The 20,139-nt window shown below is 73.3% G+C and carries 14 protein-coding genes and 1 tRNA gene; 11 read left to right on the forward strand and 4 right to left on the reverse strand.

The window, feature by feature from the left end:
• Positions 1-294 precede the first annotated feature (294 nt).
• Positions 295-377, forward strand: a tRNA-Leu gene (locus B1759_RS03000).
• Positions 378-413: 36 nt separating this feature from the next.
• Positions 414-2,459, forward strand: coding sequence for a peptidylprolyl isomerase (locus B1759_RS20415; protein ID WP_095513555.1), 2,046 nt, complete (start codon positions 414-416; stop codon positions 2,457-2,459).
• 54 nt (positions 2,460-2,513) lie between these two features.
• Here the strand turns inward: B1759_RS20415 and B1759_RS03010 are convergent, their stop codons facing one another.
• Both B1759_RS03010 and B1759_RS03015 read right to left on the reverse strand, forming a co-directional pair.
• Positions 2,514-3,281, reverse strand: coding sequence for a J domain-containing protein (locus B1759_RS03010; protein ID WP_095513556.1), 768 nt, complete (start codon positions 3,279-3,281; stop codon positions 2,514-2,516).
• A gap of 78 nt (positions 3,282-3,359) precedes the next feature.
• A complete protein-coding gene (locus tag B1759_RS03015) occupies positions 3,360-4,271 on the reverse strand; it encodes a DUF4835 family protein (RefSeq protein WP_158225099.1) in 912 nt (303 codons plus the stop codon).
• Positions 4,272-4,363: 92 nt separating this feature from the next.
• Here B1759_RS03015 and B1759_RS03020 point away from each other — a divergent pair, with 92 nt between their 5' ends.
• On the forward strand, positions 4,364-5,194 hold the full coding sequence (locus tag B1759_RS03020; protein ID WP_095513558.1) for a hypothetical protein: 831 nt from the start codon (positions 4,364-4,366) through the stop codon (positions 5,192-5,194).
• Between the two features lie 37 nt (positions 5,195-5,231).
• Entirely contained in the window at positions 5,232-7,478 is a 2,247-nt protein-coding gene (locus B1759_RS03025) for a helix-hairpin-helix domain-containing protein (RefSeq protein ID WP_158225100.1), read from the forward strand.
• A gap of 31 nt (positions 7,479-7,509) precedes the next feature.
• Here B1759_RS03025 and B1759_RS03030 read toward each other — a convergent pair whose 3' ends face one another.
• Positions 7,510-9,594 (reverse strand): hypothetical protein, encoded by a 2,085-nt coding sequence (locus B1759_RS03030; protein WP_143537249.1) that lies wholly within the window; start codon positions 9,592-9,594, stop codon positions 7,510-7,512.
• A 221-nt stretch (positions 9,595-9,815) separates the two neighbouring features.
• Between B1759_RS03030 and B1759_RS03035 the strand changes: the two genes are divergently transcribed.
• Positions 9,816-11,567 (forward strand): ABC transporter ATP-binding protein, encoded by a 1,752-nt coding sequence (locus B1759_RS03035; protein WP_198948733.1) that lies wholly within the window; start codon positions 9,816-9,818, stop codon positions 11,565-11,567.
• Between the two features lie 99 nt (positions 11,568-11,666).
• Complete coding sequence (locus tag B1759_RS03040; protein WP_095513562.1) at positions 11,667-15,149, forward strand: DUF4175 family protein; 3,483 nt, start codon at positions 11,667-11,669, stop codon at positions 15,147-15,149.
• 91 nt (positions 15,150-15,240) lie between these two features.
• Here B1759_RS03040 and B1759_RS03045 read toward each other — a convergent pair whose 3' ends face one another.
• Positions 15,241-15,747, reverse strand: a complete 507-nt coding sequence (locus B1759_RS03045; protein ID WP_095513563.1) for a hypothetical protein — start codon at positions 15,745-15,747, stop codon at positions 15,241-15,243.
• A 45-nt stretch (positions 15,748-15,792) separates the two neighbouring features.
• On the opposite strand from B1759_RS03045, the gene B1759_RS03050 reads away from it, so the two are divergent.
• From B1759_RS03050 to B1759_RS03070, 5 genes are all read left to right on the forward strand, one after another.
• Positions 15,793-16,638, forward strand: a complete 846-nt coding sequence (locus B1759_RS03050; protein ID WP_198948734.1) for an ABC transporter ATP-binding protein — start codon at positions 15,793-15,795, stop codon at positions 16,636-16,638.
• On the forward strand, positions 16,635-17,231 hold the full coding sequence (locus B1759_RS03055; protein WP_095513564.1) for a cob(I)yrinic acid a,c-diamide adenosyltransferase: 597 nt from the start codon (positions 16,635-16,637) through the stop codon (positions 17,229-17,231). Before B1759_RS03050 ends, B1759_RS03055 begins: the two co-directional genes overlap by 4 nt.
• A 65-nt stretch (positions 17,232-17,296) precedes the next feature.
• Positions 17,297-17,944, forward strand: a complete 648-nt coding sequence (locus tag B1759_RS03060; protein WP_095513565.1) for a hemolysin III family protein — start codon at positions 17,297-17,299, stop codon at positions 17,942-17,944.
• Between the two features lie 85 nt (positions 17,945-18,029).
• Positions 18,030-18,611 (forward strand): GNAT family N-acetyltransferase, encoded by a 582-nt coding sequence (locus tag B1759_RS03065; RefSeq protein WP_095513566.1) that lies wholly within the window; start codon positions 18,030-18,032, stop codon positions 18,609-18,611.
• Positions 18,612-18,677: 66 nt separating this feature from the next.
• The gene (locus B1759_RS03070) at positions 18,678-20,123 is read left to right on the forward strand and encodes a deoxyribodipyrimidine photo-lyase (protein WP_095513567.1); all 1,446 of its coding nucleotides are present in this window, start codon (positions 18,678-18,680) and stop codon (positions 20,121-20,123) included.
• The last annotated feature ends 16 nt before the right edge of the window (positions 20,124-20,139 follow it).

A 20,139-nucleotide genomic window follows, 5' to 3' on the forward strand; every position in this document is an offset into this window, starting at 1 on the left:
GCCCATCCTGGTACCCCGAGCACCAGCCACCCATCGCGACTCCGGCATCACACCCACCAGTCCCCGTTCCGATGGCTCGGAGGGTCGGCATCGAGACCCGTTCCCGCTCCCACCAGCACAGGACGCCGCGCACGCTGAGGGCCTGCCGACCGAGCGAAACGGCACCCCTTCCACAGAAGAAGCGAAGACACGAACTGCGCCAGGCGTCGCCCGAGCCTCGGCCCCGAGTGAGCCAGGGATCGCCAGCGAGCCTCGCGGGTATCTTCGCCCCGCTCCGCCCAGGCGCGGGGCCACGCCGGAGTGGTGGAATGGTAGACACGGCAGCCTTAGGAGCTGTTGCTTTCACGAGCGTGCGGGTTCAAGTCCCGCCTCCGGCACTGGCGACGCGAGTTGCGCCCCCCTCCCACCACCCCATGCGCCCGCTCCTCCTCCTCGCCGCCCTCGCCGTCGCCGGGTGCGCCTCCACCGCCGTCCCCGCCGGCCCGCCCGACGCCACCGCCGAGCGCCCCTCCGACGGCCTCCTCACCCGCCCCGACCTCCAGGCCCTCGTCGACCTCCAGGTCCGCCGCGACGGCGCCGCCCTGGCCCGGGCCCTGACCAACCCCGACAGCCTCGTCCGCGCCCGCGCCGCGTTCGCCCTCGGCTCCGTCCAGGACCCCGCCGCCGTCCCCGCCCTCCGCGCGCTCCTCGACGACCCCGTCCCCGCCGTCCGCGCCGACGCCGCCTTCGCCATCGGCCAGTCCGCCGACACCACCGCGGGCGTCGCCCTGGCCTTCACGCTGCGCCGCGAGGCCACCCCCGCTGTGCTCGCCGAAGTCCTCGACGCCCTCGGCAAGGTCGGCGGCCTGCCCGACCTCGGCGTCGTCCTCACCGCGCCCCTCCCCGACGCCCTCGAAGCCGCCCGCGCCCTCGCCCTGGCCCGCTTCGGCATGCGCGGCGTCGTCAGCGACGCCTGGGCCGCCTGGCTCGGCAGCCACCTCCAGGACCCCGACGCCGCCGTCCGCCGCGCCGCCGCCTACGGCTTCACGCGCTCCCCGATGCCCGCCTGGGCCGGCCAAACCGACGCCATCCGCGCCGCCTTCGACGCCCTCCCCGGCGACCCCGCCCGCGCCGACCTCGCCCGCGCCCTCCAGACCCTCGACGAGCCCGCCGACATCCCCCGCCTCGCCGACGCCCTCGCCACCGACCCCGACTGGCGGACCCGCGTCAGCGCCGCCCGCGCCCTCGCCGAGGCCGACGGCGTAGAAGCCCGCGGCGCCCTCGCCCGCGCCGTCGACGACCCCAACCCCCACGTCGCCCAGACTGCCGCCGCCCTCTTCGCCGACGCCGGCCCCACCCCCGACGCCCTCGACATCGCCCGCGCCGTCCTCGCCGACGACGACCGCCCCTGGCCCGTCCAGGCCGCCCTCCTGCCCGTCCTCGCGCCCGCCCAGCCCGCCCTCGTCCTCGCCTGGGCCGACCGCCAGACCGACCCCTTCGCCCAGGCCGCCGCCCTCCGCGCCCTCGGCAGCACCGACGACGGCGCCGCCCTGACGCGCCTCTTCACCGACGCCCGCTCCGACGACACCCGCCTCGCCACCGCCGCCCTCGGCGCCCTCCGCGAGCGCTGGGAGAGCGGCGGCTACGGCGCCCGCCGCTTCTACGAGGCCTACGCCCACGCCCTCCGCCGCGCCGACCTCGCCACCACCTCCGCCGCCGCCCCCGCCCTCGCCGACTCCGCCTTCTGGCCCCTCGGCGCCGGCCCCCTCCTCCGCGAGGTCTACGCCACCCTGGAGGCCCCCACCGACGTCGAGCCGATGGCCGCCATCGTGCAGGCCGTCGGCAAGGTGCGCGACGGCGGCGAGATCGACTTCCTCGTCGGGGTCGCCCTCGCCGGGCACCCCGTCCTCCGCCTCGCCGCCCGCGACGCCCTCAACGACCGCCTGTCCGAAGGCGTCGACGTGGAGCTGTCCGGCGGCGGCACCCCCGGCACCACCAGCGTCGACTGGGTCCACCTCGCGCAGGTCGGCCGCCACCCGCGCCTCATCCTCGACACCGACCGCGGCACCGTGGTCCTCGAACTCGACACCGAGGCCGCCCCGCAGACCGTCCAGCGCATCACCACCACCGCCTCGCAGGGCCTCTACGACGGCGTCCCCTTCCACCGCGTCGTCGCCAACTTCGTCGTCCAGGGCGGCGACTACGCCCGCCGCGACGGCTACGGCGGCCCCGACACCGCCATCCGGAGCGAGTTCACGCGCCTCCGCTACGGCACCGGCACGCTCGGCATGGCCAGCTCCGGCAAGGACACCGAGGGCTCCCAGTTCTTCGTCACCCACAGCCCCCAGCCCCACCTCGACGGCAGGTACACCGCCTTCGGGCAGGTCGTCGACGGCCAGGACGTGGTCGACCAGATTCTCCAGGGCGACGTCGTCCGGCGCGCACGCATCGTCCGCGATCCCACCGTCCCGAGGAGGTAAGTCAGAACCGGACGGTTTCGCATCGAAACGCCCGCCTTCCCTGCAGGAACGGCTCTAGGCCGTCAGTTGAGGCCGGATCAGGGAGGCGGCCCGCCCGGGCTCGCGGATCGGCAGGCGGTACAGGGTCGGCCCCGCGAACGCCTCCGCCGGGAGATGCGCCGACAGGCGACCGGCCGCGCGCGGCGACAGCACGAGGTCCAGCACCTGATCGCCCGGCGTCAGGTCGGTGATCTCCTCCCACTTCAGGACCACGTTCCAACGCAGGTCGCGCAGCCCCTGCCAGTGGGTCTCCACCGCCCAGGCCTCATTCACGACCACGCGGAACGCGCGCCGGATCGCGTATGCTCCGAGCACCACGGCGACCAGCGGCGGCGCCCACATCGGCGCCACCCACTCCGTCACCACCCCGCTCAGCCCCACCGCGATGCCCGCCGTGAGGGCCGCCACGACCCCCACGACCGCGTCCATCGACGTCAGCACCTCGCGGATCCGCTCCTCGCGCGGCTGGAGCAGCGGGATGCGGATGAGCTGCCAGCCCCGCCCGCCCTCACCACGGCGGCTGCGACGGCGCTCCGCCTCCTCGGCCGCCTTCTGCATCTGCGCGACCACCCGCTCGGTGTCGTAGCCCGCATCCGGGTCCTTCGTATCGAGTTGCTCGAACGCCTGCTTGACGGCCAGGAATCGCTCGCGCGCGACGGGGTCGCTGCCGTTGCGATCCGGGTGGTACTTCAAGGCGAGCCGCCGGTAGGCGCGGCGAACGTCGTCGGGCGTCGCGTCCTCGGTCAGGCCGAGCACGTGAAACGGATTCGAGAGGATCGTCATGAAGGCGAGGGCGAGTCCCTCGTCCCCTAGACAGAACCATGCCAGCCCGCCCGCAGGGAGCCATGCAGCCCCACTCGGCTACCGGGAGTTGACCAACCCGTCGTATGTCCCGATGTGCGCCGGGTCCATCTCGGTCAGCATCGCGTACGCCTCGTTGCGCTGCGGCGCGTCGAGCATCAGCGACACGATCTCCTGGTACTTGGCCCCGAAGAAGACGTCGGTGACGTAGCGGCGGCGGTTGTTCTGGAGGTAGAGCTCGTGGAGCGCGGAGAGCGTCTCCAGGGCGTCCACCCAGGCCTGCTCGGGCTCCACCACGAAGTGGTCCAGCACCGTGAAGTGGTAGTCGTACTGCGCCTGGCGGACGGGCGCGAACACCGGGTCCAGCAGCTCCTGCGCGAGCGTGAACCGGGAGCGGTCCTCGATGCCCTGCCCGAACCAGCCGCGGCCGGGCGTGCCCGCCTCGGTGGCGCGCGACAGCTCCGCGATGCGGAAGGCCCGCTCGTAGAACCGCGTGCCGCCAAACGCCTCGAACGTGTCGTAGTCGTACCCGAGGATCATGTTGGCGTAGAAGTCCAGCACCGACGTGAGCGCGTCGAACCGGTTCGGGTCGTAGATCAGGTTCTGGCCACGCGCGTAGCTGAAGAGCCAGTCCGTGTCGGACGCGCGGAAGGTGGTCGTCCGCTGGGCGGTACCGTAGATCGGGCGGCTGGCCTGCACCACGATCTGCGCCCGGAACGCCGTCTGCGAGAGCGCCTCGGTGAACGTCACCTGGAACTGGCAGTCGATCCGCTCCTCGGGCCGGAACACGTCGTCGGTCCACGCGCGGCCGTTGAGGTAGCGGAAGAGCTCCTCCCGGAACTCGTCCAGGAAGCCGAACTCGGTGCCCGTGATGGCCTCGCGGTTGAGGGTGACCTGGCAGTTGAGCTCCTGCGCGTGGACCGCCGGCAGCGCGGTGAGGGCGAGGACAATCAGGAGGGCAAATCGGCGCACGTCGGGGATTGCAGGCGGTCGCGTATGTTTCAGCTATCGCGCCCTAAGGTACGGGGCTCGGACGTCCGCTCGAACGTCGACCGACGGCAATTATGCGCGCCCTCCGCCTCCTCGCCGCCCTCCTCACGCTCGCCGCGCCGGCGGCCCAGGCCCAACTCGCCGAAGGCGGGGCCCGCGTGCTCGGCCTCGGCCGCGCCGGGGTCGCCCTCGGCGGCGACGCCTGGGGCCACACCAACCCGGCCGCGTGGGCCGGGCTCGCCGAGGGCCGCGCCGCCCTCCAGGCCAGCCAGGCGTTCGGCCTCAGCGAGCTTCGCCTCGGCGCCCTCACCGCCGCCCTCCCGACGCCCGTCGGCACCGCGGCCCTCCACGCGCGGACGTACGGGTTCTCGGAGCGCCGCGAGACGCGCGTCGTCGTCGGGCTGGGCCGCGCGCTGCCGCTCAGCGTGACGCGGCGCCTGGACGTGGGGCTGGCGGTGGGCCTGGAGAGCGCGGCCACGGAGGGCTACGCCAGCCAGACGGCGGTGCTGGTGCACGCGGGCGTCCAGGGCGAGGTGCTGCCGGGCCTCCGCGGCGGGCTGGCCGCCCGCAACCTGCTCGGCCTCGGCCTGGGCGACACCGCCGACCTCGCCCGCTCTGCGTCGACGGTCCCCGGCCTGACCGTCGGGCTGGCCTACACGCCCTCGGAGCGCGCCACGCTCGTGCTCGACGCCGACCAGGACCTCGACTTCGGCCTCTCCGTTCGCGGCGGCGCCGAGGTGCAGGTGGTCGACGCGCTCGCCCTCCGCGTCGGCGTCTCGTCGGCGCCGGTGCGCTACGCGTTCGGGGCAGGCGTCCGGGCCGGGCCGCTCCGCGCCGACCTCGCCGTCGAGTCCCACGAGACCCTCGGGCTGACGCCCGCCGTCGGGGTCGAGATCGGGTTTTAGGATGGCCCGCGCACAGTACAGAGGATGGGAGTGGGCCGTGCGTGTTGCGGATCGTGTGGTGTGCCGTGGGGGATGCGGGTCGGGCGGCGAGACACGGAGCACGAACCACGCGACGCGACTGCTCTCCCTCGCCGCGCTCCTCACGCTCCCCGCGGCGGCCCAGGTCCCCGCCGACACCCTCGGCACATCCACCGAGGCGGAGGCCCAGTTCGAGGCGCTCGTCGAGGACGACCTCGCCGGCGACCCCACCGAGCTGCTCGAACTCCTCGAATCACTCCGTGCCGACCCGCTCGACGTCAACACGGCGACGGCGGAGGAGCTGGCGCAGGTGCCCGCACTCGGCGCCGTGCTGGGGGCCGCCATCGTCCGCTACCGCGCCGCGACGGGCCCGTTCACGTCCCTCCCCGGCCTCCGCCAGGTCGACGGCGTCACGGCGGACGCCTACCTCGACGCACGCCCCTACCTCACCATCGGCCCGACGCTCGACACGGTCGCCCGGCCCGCCTCGGGCTTCCCAGCGGCCCCCTCGCTGCGGACCGTCCTCGGCAACCTCCGCGTCACGGGTACGCAGCGGCTCCAGCGGCGGCTGGACCTGGGCGTCGGGTACGAGGGGCCGGACTCGACGCGCGCCTACCTGGGCTCCCCGGAGCGCATCTACACGCGCGTCCAGGCCACGTACCGGCGGCAGGTGTCGGTCAACGTAACCCTCGAAAAGGACCCCGGCGAGCCGTTCCGCTTCGACGGCGCCACCAACACCTACGGCTACGATTACCAGAGCGCCCACGTCGCCCTGCTCGACGCCGGCCGCATCGACGCGCTCGTCCTCGGCGACTTCTCGGCCCAGTTCGGGCAAGGGCTCGCGCTGTGGCGAGCGTCGGGCTTCGGCAAGGGGCCGGACGCGACCGGCGGGCCACTCCGCAGCGGGCGCGGCATCCGCCCCTACGGCTCCGTCGACGAGAACAACTTCTTCCGCGGCGCGGCGCTGTCGGTGGGCGTGGTGCCGGGCGTCTACGTGTCGGCCTTCGCCAGCCGCCGCGCGCTCGACGCGAGCGTGTTCACGCCCGACACCACCGACCTCGGCGACCCCGACCTCCCGCCCGGTGCCTTCGACAGCGTCGTCACCAGCCTCGGCGCCGACGGCCTCCACCGGACCGACCGCGAGCTGGCCCGCAAGGACGCGCTCGACGAGACGCTCGTCGGCGGCGGGGCCGAGTATCGGATCACCAACGGGAGCGTCGAGGGCCGCGCGGGCGTCGTCGCGACGCGGTCGTCGTTCGGGACGCCCCTCGCAGCGGGCAGCCGGCCGGACGAGCTGTTCGACTTCGCGGGCACCGAGGCGACCGTCGTGAGCGCCTACGCGGACGCCAAGACGCGCGCCGGGCTGGCCTTCGGCGAGGTCGCCCGCGGGCCGACCGGCGGCATCGGGGCCGTCGGCGGCGTCGGCATCGACCTCGGCCAGGGCGCAGACCTGCTCGTCATCGGGCGGAGCTACTCGCCGGAGACCGTCAGCCTTCACGGCTACCCGTTCGGCGAGCGCAACGGCGTCGGGCGCAACGAGCGCGGGCTGTACGTCGGCGCCACCGTCACGCCGTCGCGGTCGTGGACCGTCAACGCCTACGTCGACCAGTACCGCTTCCCGTTCCTCCGCTTCAACGTGCCGCGGCCGAGCCGGGGGCAGGAGGCGCTGCTGCACGTCGAGCACCGCCCGAGCCGCTTCGCCCGCCTCACCCTCCAGGCGCGGACCGAGACGCGGGAGACGGCCATCGACGTGCCCAACACGGTGCCGGGCTCGGTCGTCGGCGGGCTGGCCGAGCAGACCCGCCAGACGCTCCGACTCCAGGGCGAGTGGGACGCCAGCCGCCGCCTCCGCCTGCGGACCCGCGTGGAGGGCTCCCGCTACCTCCCCCCGGATCCCGAGGTCGCAGATCCCGCTCGCGGGGCGGCCGACCAGTTCGGCTCGCTGATCTACCAGGACGCCCGCTGGCGCCCCCTCCCCTGGCTCCGCGCCGACGCCCGCCTGACGCTCTTCGACACCGACGGGTACGACGCGCGCCTCTACGCCTTCGAGAACGACCTCACGGGCGTCTTCGCCATCCCGGCGCTCTCGGGCCGCGGCGCCCGCGTCTACGTCCTGCTCGCCGCCACGCCCGCCGAGGGCGTGACCGTCCAGGCCAAGCTGGCCACGACGTGGTTGCGCCGCGTCAACCGCATCGGATCGGGGCCGAACGCCGTCGACGGCCAGCGGGTGTCCGACCTCGGCCTGCAGGTGCGCGTCCGCATGTGACCGCCCCTCCTCGGCGCCGAGGCGGACGGGGTCAGCGGACGACCACGACGCGCACGGACCGGCTCGCCGCCGCCGTCCAGACGCGGAGCACGTAGACGCCCGGCGCCACGTCCGACGTAGTCCACTCGACCTCGTGGTGCCCGGCCGCGAGCGTCCGGCCGGACACGAGCCGGGCGACCTCGCGACCCGTCACGCTGTAGACCGCCGCCGTCACCGACGCCGAACGCGCGAGGTCGATTCCGAACCCGGCCCGGCCTCGAACCGGATGCGGCACGGGGGGCGACACGCGCAGCGCCGTCGCTTCGGGCGTCCCTTCCACCGCGACCGGCAGCACGTAGGCGGGGGCGTAGGTCTGCGTGACGTGGGGACTGCTTCGGAGGGCGCCCAGCGGCGTCATGCCGGTGCCGTCGTTGGCCGCCTCGCTCCCGACGGACACGATGTGGTAGTAGTACGGTACACTGAGGACCACATCCGTGTCGTCGAAGGAGGTGTCGGTGGCCCCGGCGCTGTGGACCCGCGTGTAGGCGGAATTGTAGCCGCCTTCCGTCCGGAAAATGTCGTACCCCGCGGCCCCCTCGGAGGGCGTCCACTCGAGGTGGAGGCGTCCTGCCCCGCTGGACACCGAGAACGCGGCCGGAGGCGCGGGGGCCATCGGAATCGCGTAGCCCGCGTCGTAGGTGGCGAGGGCCCGGCGGAAAGTCTGGAACAGCGAGTCGCGACTCGTGAACACCCACTCGTTCTTGGTCTTCGTGTCCCCGGCGTACACCAGCCCCGCCCCGGCGTCGTTGCCCGACGCCTTGAACGCTGCCCCGATGGCCTCGTTCGCCTCGCGGCTCAGCCCCCCCGCCGCCTCCGCCACGACGATCCGCACACTCTCGCCCGGCGCCAGCGTGTACGGGCCGTAGCCGTTGGTGAACGAAAACCCGCCGGAACTCCCCTGCGAGGGGTCCCGCGTCGGGCTCAGGAACCTCGGCATGCCAGTCGGCTCGACGGTCGTCGCATGGCGCGGCTGATGACCGCTCGTCATGAGCGCATACTCGGCCGCCATCTTGGCCGCGTCGGTCGCGTCGTTGGTCGAGAAGAGCGGGTCGTCGGACTGGACCGCCCGCGTCGTCGACGGCTGCGACGGGTCGTCGGTGGCATCGGTGGCGGACGCGTCGGCGTGAAGCGTGACGACGCCCGCGAACGGACTGGCCGTCAACCGGCCGAGCGTGTCCGAGGACGCGATGTTGATCGCCGGGAATTGTGCCGAGGCTCCGAGGTTGTCGTACGGCAGGGAGGTTCCGGGGAAGTAGCCGTGCCAGGCGAACTGCGCCCGGAACTGCTCGTCGGCGGGGTCGGGCTGCGGCTGGCTCGCGCCCAGGCCGTCGCCCCGGGCGTCGTTCATCGTGTTCTTGCCCCAGCCCGTCGGGTTGCCCACCAGGTACCGGGCCTCCGCAGCGATCGCGAGCCGGGCGAGCGTGAACAGCGTGACCCCCTGGAGGGTCTGGCCCGGCAACTCAATGTCGGCGTCGCCGTCGGCGTTGCCCGTGTTGGTCAGGACGTACTCGATGACGTGGAAGTCGTCGTGGGACGGCTGGCTGAACTGGTAGACCCGCCGCTCCATCGTGAGGCCCAGCAGCGTGTGGACGCGCGTGACGAGCATCACGTCCGACGGGATCGAGGGGTCCACGCGGTCGGGGCGCATCCGGGCCGGGGCCAACGTCGCCTCCCCGTTCACCGTGACCACGGGCAGGCTCCATCTCGTCACCAGTTCGAACAGGTCGGGGAAGACCTCGCCCACCCCGGTCACGCGAGGCCCCACGTGGACGACGCGGACCGGAAAGGCGTCCCCGCCGTCCGGGTCGGCGACGTTCAGCGCGCCGATCCACAGGCCTTTCGACACCTGCATGTCCGTGTGCGGGTACCGGCCCGGCCAGCGCCACCCGAACTGCTGGGCGTTCTCGAAGCACTCCTCACACTCGGCGCCCGCCGCGGAGTACCAGTTGTGGAGGTCGCCTGCCGAGACCCACCGCGTCTCGAACTGGGCATGCGCGCCCGTGGCGAGCCCCGCAGACAGAGCGATCGCCAGCACGAGGCGCGGGGCGTGCCGCCACACGGAGGAAGGACGAAACATGAGTCGACATATGTCGGAAATGGAGCCAGAGTGTACCCCACCTCGACACCGTCCCACCTCCACTTCTGCTCCCCCCTCCCGCCCTCGGCGCCGAGAGGAACGAGGCGGCTGTGAGGAAGCGCGAGAGGGTGAACCCGGGTACGAGGTGGGCGCGTTCAGGCGCCATGCCGCACCCGCACGCTGCCGACGCCCCGCCCGAGCCACCCCGTCCGCCCCGATCGTTGATCGCGACCCTCCGGCGGATCCTCGCGTTCGCACGCCCCTACCGGACGCGCCTGGTGCTCGCCATCGCGCTGACGCTCGTGGCCACAGCCGTCGGGCTGGTGGTGCCGCTCGGGCTGCAGCGGCTGCTCGACTCCGTCTTCCAGGCCACCGACGGGACGCTGCTCAACCAGCTCGCGCTGGCGCTGCTGGCGCTGTTCGCGCTCCAGGCCGTGCTCGGCTTCGGGGGCAGCTACCTGATGGAGTGGACCGGCGAGCGCGTGGTCACCGACCTGCGCACGACGCTCTACACACACCTCCACCGCCTCGGCCTGCGATTCTTTTCCGACCAGCGGACGGGCGAGATCACGAGCCGCCTCACCAACGACGTGTCGAAGGTCCAGTCGGCCGCGACGAGCGACCTGGGCGACGCGCTCCGGCTGGCGCTCACGCTGGTCGGCTCGGTCGCGTTGATGCTGGCGCTGAACTGGCGGCTCTCGCTCGTCATCTTCGCCGTCGTCCCCCCGATCGCGTGGGCGATGCGGTCGTTCGGGCAGATCGTCCGCACGCTGTCGCGGACGATCCAGGACCGGCTGGCGGACACGACGGCCATCGCCGAGGAGGCCATCGCGGGGGTCCGCGTCGTGAAGGCGTTCGCGCGGGAGGGCTACGAGGTCGGGCGCTACGGCGAGGCCGTCGAGGGCCTGTTCGAGACCTCGCGGCGGCGGGCGTGGATCGTGGCCGCCTTTTGGTCCTCGGTCGGCTTCGGGTTCTCCACCGCGCTGGTGGTCATCTTCTGGTTCGGCGGGCGCGAGGTCCTGGCCGACCGGCTGACGGCGGGCGCGCTGGTCGCGTTCATCGTCTACGCGCTCAACATCGCGCGGAGCGTCGCGGGCGCGGGCCGCCTCTACACGTCGTTCCAGAGCGCCGCGGGTGCCTCCGACCGGCTGTTCGAGTTGCTGGACTCGGAGCCCGAGATCGTGGACGCGCCCGGCGCCCGCCCACTGCGGTCGGTCCGCGGTGCGCTGGACCTGGAAGCCGTGACGTTCGGCTACGTCGACGGCCAACCCATCCTCCGCGACGTGTCGATCTCGGCGGCGCCCGGCGAGACCGTCGCGCTCGTCGGCCCCAGCGGCGCGGGCAAGACGACGCTGCTGCACCTCATCCCCCGCTTCTACGACCCCGACACGGGAACGCTGCGCATCGACGGCGTGGACGTGCGGGACGCGACCGTCGACAGCGTCCGCGACGCGGTGGCGCTGGTGGCGCAGGACGTGCAGCTCTTCGGCGTCTCCCTCCGCGACAACATCCGCTACGGCCGCCTCGACGCCTCCGACGCCGAGGTGGAGGCCGCCGCCCGTGCCGCCCACGCGGACGCGTTCATCGAGGCGCTGCCCGACGGCTACGACACGCCGGTCGGCGAGCGGGGCGTCAAGCTATCCGGCGGCCAGCGGCAGCGCATCGCCATCGCGCGGGCGCTCCTCAAGGACCCGCCGATCCTGCTCCTCGACGAGGCCACCAGCGCCCTCGACGCGGCCTCCGAGGCAGCCGTGCAGGAGGCGCTCTCGGAGTTGATGCAGGGGCGCACGTCGGTCGTCATCGCGCACCGCCTCGCGACGGTCCGCGACGCGGACCGGATCGTGGTCCTGGATGGCGGGCGCGTCGTGGAGGAGGGCACGCACACCGAGCTGGTCGCGCGCGGCGGCCTCTACGCCGACCTCGCCGCTCGCCAGTTCACCGCCGGGGGCGACGGCGTCGGCGTGCTGGAGTAGCGTGCGGCAACGCCGGGCGCAGTGCCTGGGACAATCCGGCGTCCCCGGCGTCGTTCGCGTCCTGTCCCCGGCTAGCTTGCCGCCCCCACTGGTCCCGTCGTGAGCGCCTCTCCCCTCGCCGTCCCGATCCGCCGCCGCCTGCGCGCCGCCCGGCGTCGGCTGACCGGAGCGGCCGTGGCGCGCGGGCTCCTGGTGACGCTGGGCGTCGTCGGCGCCGCGGCGGGCGTGGCGCTGGCCGCCGAGGCGACCGTCTGGCTGGGCGTCGAGTTGCGGACGGCGCTGTTCTGGACGCTCGTCGCCACGCTCGTGGCCCTGGTCGGGGCGACCGTCGTGGTCCCCCTGCTGCGCGGCTGGGGCGTGCTGCCCGGGCTCGACGAGCGGGCGGTCGTCCGCCGCACCGGCCAGGACTTCGCGGGCGTCGACGACCGCCTCGCGACGTTCCTCGACCTCGCCGACGGCCACGACGCCGGCGACGACGACCGCCTCCACGCATTCGCGCTGGCCTCGCTGGAGCAGCAGGTGGCCGACATTCCCTTCGAGCGGGTCCGCGCCTTCGGGCCGGTCCGCGCGACGGCGAAGTGGGCGCTCGTGCCGCTGGCGCTCCTGTTCGTCGCCTTCGCGGGCTGGCCCCGCACCATGACCGCCGCCGCCGAGCGGCTGATGGCGCCGGGCGAGTACTTCGCCCCGCCCGCCCCCTTCGAGATCCTCGTCACGCCCGGCGACGCCGAGGTGACGCGCGGCGCGGCCTTCGAGGTCGGCGCCCGCGCCGTCGGGCGCGAGTTGCCCCTCGTGGCCGAGCTGGAGTTCGGCCGGGCCGACGAGCGCGCCACAGAGACGGTTCGCCTCCAGGCCGACGGCGACCGCTTCCTCCACACCATCGCCGCCGTCGACGCCGACCTCCGCTACCGCTTCGAGGCCGACGGCGTGCGGACGCCCTGGTACACCGTCCGTGCGGGCGACCGGCCGCTCGTGCGCGGCGTCAAGGTGACCGTCATCCCGCCGGGCTACAGCGGTCGGAGCGCCCGCGCGCTGCCCGAGGGCGTCGGCGACGCGACCGGGCTGGTCGGCTCGGGCGTGCGCGTGCAGGTCCAGCACGGCGGCCCGGCGCCCGTCGAGGCGTGGCTGCAGGTGGCGTGGGAGGACGGCCGGAGCCAGCGCGTCCCCCTCCGCCTCGGCAGCGAGGCGGGCCTGGGCACCTTCCGCCTGCGCGGCGCCGGGACGTACACCGTCCACCTGCGCGCGAAGGGCGGCCTGGAGAACACCGACCCGGCGCGCTACCGGCTGGGGGTGCTGTCGGACGGCGAGCCCCAGATCGCGCTCGTCGAGGGCGCCGACGGGACGCTCGGCGAGGGCGCCCGCCGCCTCGTCTTCCGCGTCACCGACGACTTCGGCTTCCGAGGCGGACGGCTGGTGTACCGCGTCACGCGCGGCGGCACCGCGCAGCCCGCCCGCGCGCTCGGCCTGGGCGTCCGCACGCGCCCCCTGGACCAGGACGTGTCCGTCGACTGGCGCGTGCCGGGCGCCCGCCCCGGCGACACCGTCGAGTTCTACGGGCAGGTCACCGACAACGACGGCCGCGGCGGCAAGACGGCGCGTACGCCGCTCTTCACCCTCCGCTTCCCCTCCCTCACCGAGCGCCTGGACGACTTCGCCGCCCAGCGCGACTCGACCGTCGAGGCGCTGGAAGACCTCTCGGAGGACGCCGACGCGTCCCGCGAGCGCTTCGAGCGGCTGCGCGAGGACCTCCGCGAGAACGTCGAGCCGGACTGGGAGGACCGCCGCCAGATCGAAGAACTCCTCCGCCAGCAGGACGCCATGCGCGAGCAGGCCCGGCAGCTCCAGGAGCAGATGCGCCAGCTCGGGCAGCAGATGGAGGACAACCAGATGGGCGACGACGACCTCCGCCGCCAGTTCGACCAGATGCAGGACGTGCTCGAAGAGCTCGACACGCCCCAGGTCCGCGACGCGCTCGAACGGCTCCGCGAGGCCATGGAGCAGCTCGACCTCCGCGAGATGCTGGAGCAGGCCGACGAGGCCGCGCAGTCCGAGGAGGAGCTCCGCCGTCGCCTCGACCGGGCCATAGAGCTGATGCGCCGCCTCGAAGCGGCCGTCGAGATGGAGGACATCGCGCGCCGCGCCGAGGACCTCGCCGAGACCGAGGAGCGGCTGGCCCGCGAGACCGAGGCCGTCCGCGAGGGTCGCGACCCGGAGGCCGCCCGCGACGGCACCGAGGCGGGGGAGGAGGCCCGCGAGCCGCAGCCCGAGCGGACGCCGTCGGCGCAGGAGACCGCGGCCGAGCGCCAGCGGTTGGCCGAGGAACAGCGCGAGGCCGCCGAGGCCGCCGAGGCGCTGCAGGAGCAACTGGACGCCCTCCGCGAGCAGATGGAGGACATCCGCAACGCACCGACCGACGCCATCGAGCAGATGCAGGAGGAGATGGGCGAGGAAGGTGGGCTCCCTCAGCAGATGGAGGAGAACGCCGAGCAGCTCGAACAGAACCAGATGCAGGACGCCCAGCAGGGCCAGCAGGAGATGTCCGAGCAACTCCGCCAGATGTCGAGCCGGATGCGCGAGCAGAGCCAGCAGATGCAGGGCCAGCAGCAGCAGGTGGACCAGGCGGCCCTCCGCCGCGCCCTCGAAGACGTGCTCACGATCTCGCGCGAGCAGGAGACGCTCGCCACCCAGACCGGTGGGCTCCCGGCCGAGAGCCCCGCGCTCGTCCCCGCCGCCCGCCGCCAGAGCCAGCTCCGCGACGCCCTCCGCACCGTCGTCGACACCCTCCGCCGCGTCGGGCAGACGGTGCCGTCGCTCGGGCCGCAGGTGGACGAACGGGCCCAGGATGGACAGCGCGAGATGTCCCTCGCCGTCGAACAGCTCGCCGAACGCCGCTCCGCCCGGGCGACGGGCCACCAGCGGTCAGCCATGTCGCACCTCAACGAGCTGGCCCTCCTCCTCGCCGACCTCCTCGAACAGCTCCAGAACCAGCAGCAGCAGAGCGGCTCGGGGAGCGGCAGTGGGCAGGGCTCCAGCTCGGGCATGTCGCCGGGCCAGATGCAGCAGCTCGGCCGTGCCCAGCAGCAACTCAACCAGCGCATCCAGCAGATGCTGAACGAGTCCGCCGGGGAGCGCCTCTCACCGGGCGACGGGCAGCGGCTCCGCCAGATGGCCGAGCAGCAGGAGGCGATCCGCCGCCAGCTCCAGCGCGCCGTCGAGGGCGGCGGAGACGGGCTCAACCCGAACGACCGAAGCGCGCTCCAGCGCGTCGGCGAGGACATGCGCGAGTCCGCGGCCCAGATGCGGCGGGGCGGGCTCGATCCGCGGGCGGCGCAGCGACAGCAGCAAATCCTGGAGCGGCTGCTCGAAGCCGAGCGGTCGGTCAACCAGCGCGGCCGGGAGCCCCGCCGTGAGGCCCAGCAGGGCCAGGCGCGCCCCGCCCCGCCCGCCTCGGCGCCGCGGACGACCCGCCCGGCGGACCGCATCCGCGGGGACCTGATCCGTGCGCTGGAGAGCGGCTACGCGCCCGACTACCAGGACCTCATCAAGCGCTACTTCGAGCGCCTCCAGGCGCGGACGGGCGGCTGAGCCGTTCGAAGTGCGAGCCACGCGAAGACAGGCTCGGGCCCGCCAGCGACGTGCTCGGGCCGGCCGAGGACGCACCGACGCCGCATACTCGTCAGTTCCGGATGTCGAGGTCCCCGTACGTGACCACGTTCTGCGAGCCGTCCAGCAGGACCACGCGGTACAGCCCGGCGCCGCCGAGCGCGATCTGGCGGGCGCTGACCGAGAACGGATAGAACCCCGACTGCGCCGCGCCGGGCTCGAAGGCGTTCGGATCGTTGACGGGTACGAGGTCCACGACTCCGTTGCGGAGCTCCAGCACGTACAGCCGCAGCCCGCCCGGCACGCCCTGCGAGTAGACGAGGAAGTTCACCGCCTGCCCGAGGCGGACCGGGTTCGGGTAGGGCAGCTGGGAGACCTCGACCCGGTTCAAAAACGCCGGGCCGATCCGCCAGTCGGACGCATCGGTGCGAAGGACGGTCGCCATCGCGTCGGTCTCGGTGATGCCCGCGACGGGCGTCAGCAGCGCCGCGTCCTCGAAGAGCCGCTGCTCGGTGGCCGAGGTGGAGTCGCAGGCGGCGAGCAGCAGGAGCGTGGGGAGCAGCAGGAGCGGGCGTAGCATGAGGGGACCGTGGTGCTCTCCTCCAACGCCTCTCCCCTGCCCTCCGTGCCCGACGTGCTCTCCGCCGACGCCCTCGGCGTCTCGCTGGGCGGACGCCCGGTGCTGGCCGGGCTCTCGCTCGCCGTCCGCGAGGGCGAGCGGATCGCCCTCGTCGGCCCGAACGGGGCGGGCAAGACGACGCTGCTGCGCGCCGTCGCCGGGCTGATCCCCTACACCGGGCGGCTGGCCCTGCGCGGCCGGTCGGTCCGCGACTGGCCCGCTCGGGAGCGCGCCCGCGAGGTCGCCCTGGTGCGCCAGCAGGCCGAGTTGGCGGTCGACTTCTCCGCCGAGGAGATCGTCGCCCTGGGCCGCTCGCCCCACCTCGGCTGGACCGAACGCCTGGGGCCGGACGACCGCGCCCGCGTCGATGCCGCGCTGGCGGCCGTCGACATGGCCGACCTCGCCCGGCGCCCGGTCACGCAGCTGTCGGGCGGCGAGCAGCAACGGGTCGCGCTGGCGCAGGCCCTCGCACAGGACGCCCCGCTCCTGCTCCTCGACGAGCCGACGGCCCACCTCGACGTGCGCCACCAGCTCGACCTGCTCGCCCGCCTCGGGGCGCTCGCCGAGGCGGGCAAGACCGTCGTCGCAGCGCTCCACGATCTCGGCCGGGCCGCCCGCTTCGCCGACCGCCTGTGGGTGCTCTCCCGCGGCGCCCTCGTCGCCGACGGTCCGCCCGAGACCGTGCTCACGCCCGCGCTCCTGCACGACGTATTCGGAGTCGACGCCGAGGTCCAGGGGCACGGCTCCGAGTTCGTCGTCCGCTACCTCGGGGTCGCCCCGAGGGAGGCAGCGGCCGCGAACCCTGCCGTCCGCCCGGCGTCACCACCGCCCACGCCCCACGCACACGAATGAAGGTCTATACCCGCACCGGCGACGACGGCACCACGGCCCTGTTCGGAGGCGGACGCGTCGCCAAGAGCCACCCTCGCATCGCGGCCTACGGCACGGTCGACGAGGCCAACGCGGCCATCGGCATGGCCCGCTCGGCCCTCACGCAGGCCTGCTGCGGCGAGCCCTCCGCCGCCGACCTCCGGGCCGACATCGTGCTGTCGCGCCTCCAGAATGAGCTGTTCGTGCTCGGCGGCGACCTCGCCTCGCCCGGCGAGGTGTCGTACCCGGTGCCGCGCATCGAGGCGCACCACGTCACCGCGCTGGAACGCGAGATCGACGCCTTCACGGCCGACCTCCCGCCGCTGAAGCACTTCGTGCTGCCGGGCGGGACGACGGCAGCGTCGGCCCTCCACCTCGCGCGCACCATCTCGCGCCGCGCCGAGCGGCTGGTGGTCGAGACGGCGGCCCTGGAAGAGGTCTCGCTGGAGGCGATCCACTACCTCAACCGGCTCTCCGACCTCCTGTTTACCATGTCGCGCTGGATGAACCACCAGGCGGGCGTTCTGGAACCCGTCTGGGCGCCCGTGGCGGACCGGACGCCGGACGATTCCTGAGCGCCGGACCGCATGGGCACCTCGGGGGCTCCGGCTGCGTTCCCCACCCTGACCGCCTCGACACCATGCCTGACACGCCCGCCTACTCTGCCGCCGACGAACTCGCCAGCGCCATCACGCACGGCCTCGGCGTGGTGCTGAGCGTGGCCGCGGGCGCGGTCCTGATCACCCTGGCCGTCCTCACCGGCGACCCGTGGACCATCACCGGTGCCTCTGTTTTCGTCGGCACGCTGGTGCTCGTCTACACCTCCTCGACGCTCTACCACGCCATCCCCTACGAGTCGGCCAAGGCGAAGCTGAAGACCCTCGACCACTGCGCCATCTTCGGGCTGATCGCGGGAACGTACACGCCCTTCCTGATCGGCGGCCTCCGCGGGCCCTGGGGCTGGTGGCTGTTCGGGATCATCTGGGCCCTCGCAGCGGCGGGCATCGTGTTCAAGCTGTTCTTCACCGGTCGCTTCAAGCTGGTCTCGACGCTCATCTACGTCGCGATGGGGTGGCTGGTGGTCGTGGCGACGGGGCCGCTCCGGGCCGAGTTGCCTGGGTCGACGCTCGCGTGGCTGGTCGCGGGCGGGCTGGCCTACACCGCCGGGACCCTCTTCTACCTGGCGCGCTTCCGGTTCGCGCACGCCGTCTGGCACGGCTTCGTGCTGGCGGGCAGCGTGTGTCACTTCGCGGCGGTGCTGGTGGAAGTGCTCCGCGTCGGCATCTGAGGACTCGCGACCGGTCCGCTTTCACGCGTCCCCCACAACGCCTGGGGGGGCGGCGGGTAAGCCCCGTTCGATTCCCACGAGGCCCATGCACTGGTACGAAAAGCTCAAGCGCTACTTCCCGATCGAAGAGATGAAGTCGCGCGAACACATGGAGGCGCTCCTGGACGACCGTGGCGACGTCTACCACGTCGAACACGGCGATCACCACGTGCTGCTCTATGTCGAGGGCGAGCGCCTCGTGTTCGTCGACTACCTGCTCGTGGCGAAGGAGGCCCGCGGCCAGGGGCTGGGCAAGAAGCTCCTCGACATGCTCAAGGAGAAAGGCAAGCCGATCCTCCTGGAGGTCGAGCCGACCGACTACGACGACACCGACACGGTCAAGCGCCAGCGGTTCTACGAGCGAGAGGGGTTCCGCCATGTCGAGCGCCTCCGCTACCGCCGCCGCTCGCTCGCGACACAGGAGGTCAACGAACTCGAGATCCTGCTGTGGTCGCCCGATGACACGACCGACGAGGAGGCGTTCGACCTCGTCCGCGCGGTCTACGAGGAGATCCACACGTGGCGCGACCGCGACTTCTACGGCGAGAGCTACCAGCCCTCCGAGGAGGTCCTGACGCTGGACCCCATCGGCGCGCCGGACGAGGACGGGACGGCAGGGTCCGCCTGAGCCCCGAGGCGGGCGGAACGGCGGCAGGGCGTCGCGGGGTACCTCCTGCCCCGCTTCCCCACGCCCATGCCCACGACCGTCGTCTGGTTTCGCAATGACCTCCGCCTCGCCGACCATGCCGCGCTGACCCACGCCGCCGAGCGCGGCGCCGTCGTGCCCGCGTTCGTGTGGGCGCCCGACGAGGAGGGCGACTGGGCGCCCGGCGGCGCGCACCGCTGGTGGCTGCACCACTCGCTCCAGGCCCTCGACGCGGACCTGCGCGAGCACGGCAGCCGACTCGTGCTGCGACAGGGGGATAGCCTCGATCAACTCAAAGCGGTCTGCGAAGCCACCGGGGCCGACCGCGTCGTCTGGCAGACTCGGGTGACGCCGCACCTCCGCGCCCGCGACGCCGATGTGCGCGCCGGGCTGGAGGACGCAGGCATCGAGGTCCGCCAGTTCGCCGGGCGCATCCTCCACGATCCCGAGCAGATCCAGACCGGCGCGGGCGGCCCGTACAAGGTGTTCACACCGTTCTGGAAGAAGGCACGCGCCGAGATGTCGGTCGACGCCCCCCTCGACCGCCCCCGCCTCGGCGAGACGTCGGCCCCGGAGGCGTGGCCGGACTCGGACGACCTCGACGCGTTCGAGCTGACACCGGAGGCGCAGGACGGCGTGGACTGGGGGACCGGCATGGCGAAGGAGTGGACGCCCGGCGAAGGGGGCGCCCTCGACCGGCTGGACGCCTTCCTGGACGACGCCCTGCTCGGCTATCCCGACGGACGCAACGTGCCCGCCATCCGCGGCTCGTCGATGCTGTCGCCGCACCTCCACTGGGGCGAGATCAGCCCGCGGACCGTCTGGGACCGCGTCCAGTCCTGGGTCTCGAACGGCGCCACCCGCGAGGATGCCGACGTGTTTCTGTCCGAGATCGGCTGGCGCGAGTTCTCGTACCACGTCCTCCACCACTTCCCCGACACGCCGACGGAGCCGCTCAAGGACAAGTACGCCGCGATGCCATGGCGCGCGACGCCCAGCTACCTGGAGGCGTGGCAGCGCGGCCAGACGGGATACCCACTCGTCGACGCCGGGATGCGGCAGCTCTGGTCCATCGGCTGGATGCACAACCGCGTCCGCATGGTGACCGCGTCGTTCCTGACCAAGGACCTGCTGGTGCCGTGGCAGGAGGGCGCGCGATGGTTCTGGGACACGCTCTGCGGCGGCGACCTCGCCAACAACACGATGGGCTGGCAGTGGGCCGCCGGCTCCGGCGCCGACGCTCAGCCCTTCTTCCGCATCTTCAACCCGGTCTCCCAGAGCCAGAAGCACGACCCCGACGGGACCTACATCCGCCGCTGGGTGCCGGAACTGGCAGACCTCCCCACGAAGCACCTCCACGCACCCTGGGAGGCCCCTGACAAGGTGCTCGCTGAGGCGGGCGTGGTCCTGGGCGAGACGTACCCGGCGCCGATGGTCGACCACTCGGAGCGGCGCGACATCGCGCTGGAAGCGCTCAAGGAGGTGAACGGCTGAGCGAAGCCGGCCCGCG

This window comes from Rubrivirga sp. SAORIC476 (assembly GCF_002283555.1).
GTDB lineage: Bacteria > Bacteroidota > Rhodothermia > Rhodothermales > Rubricoccaceae > Rubrivirga.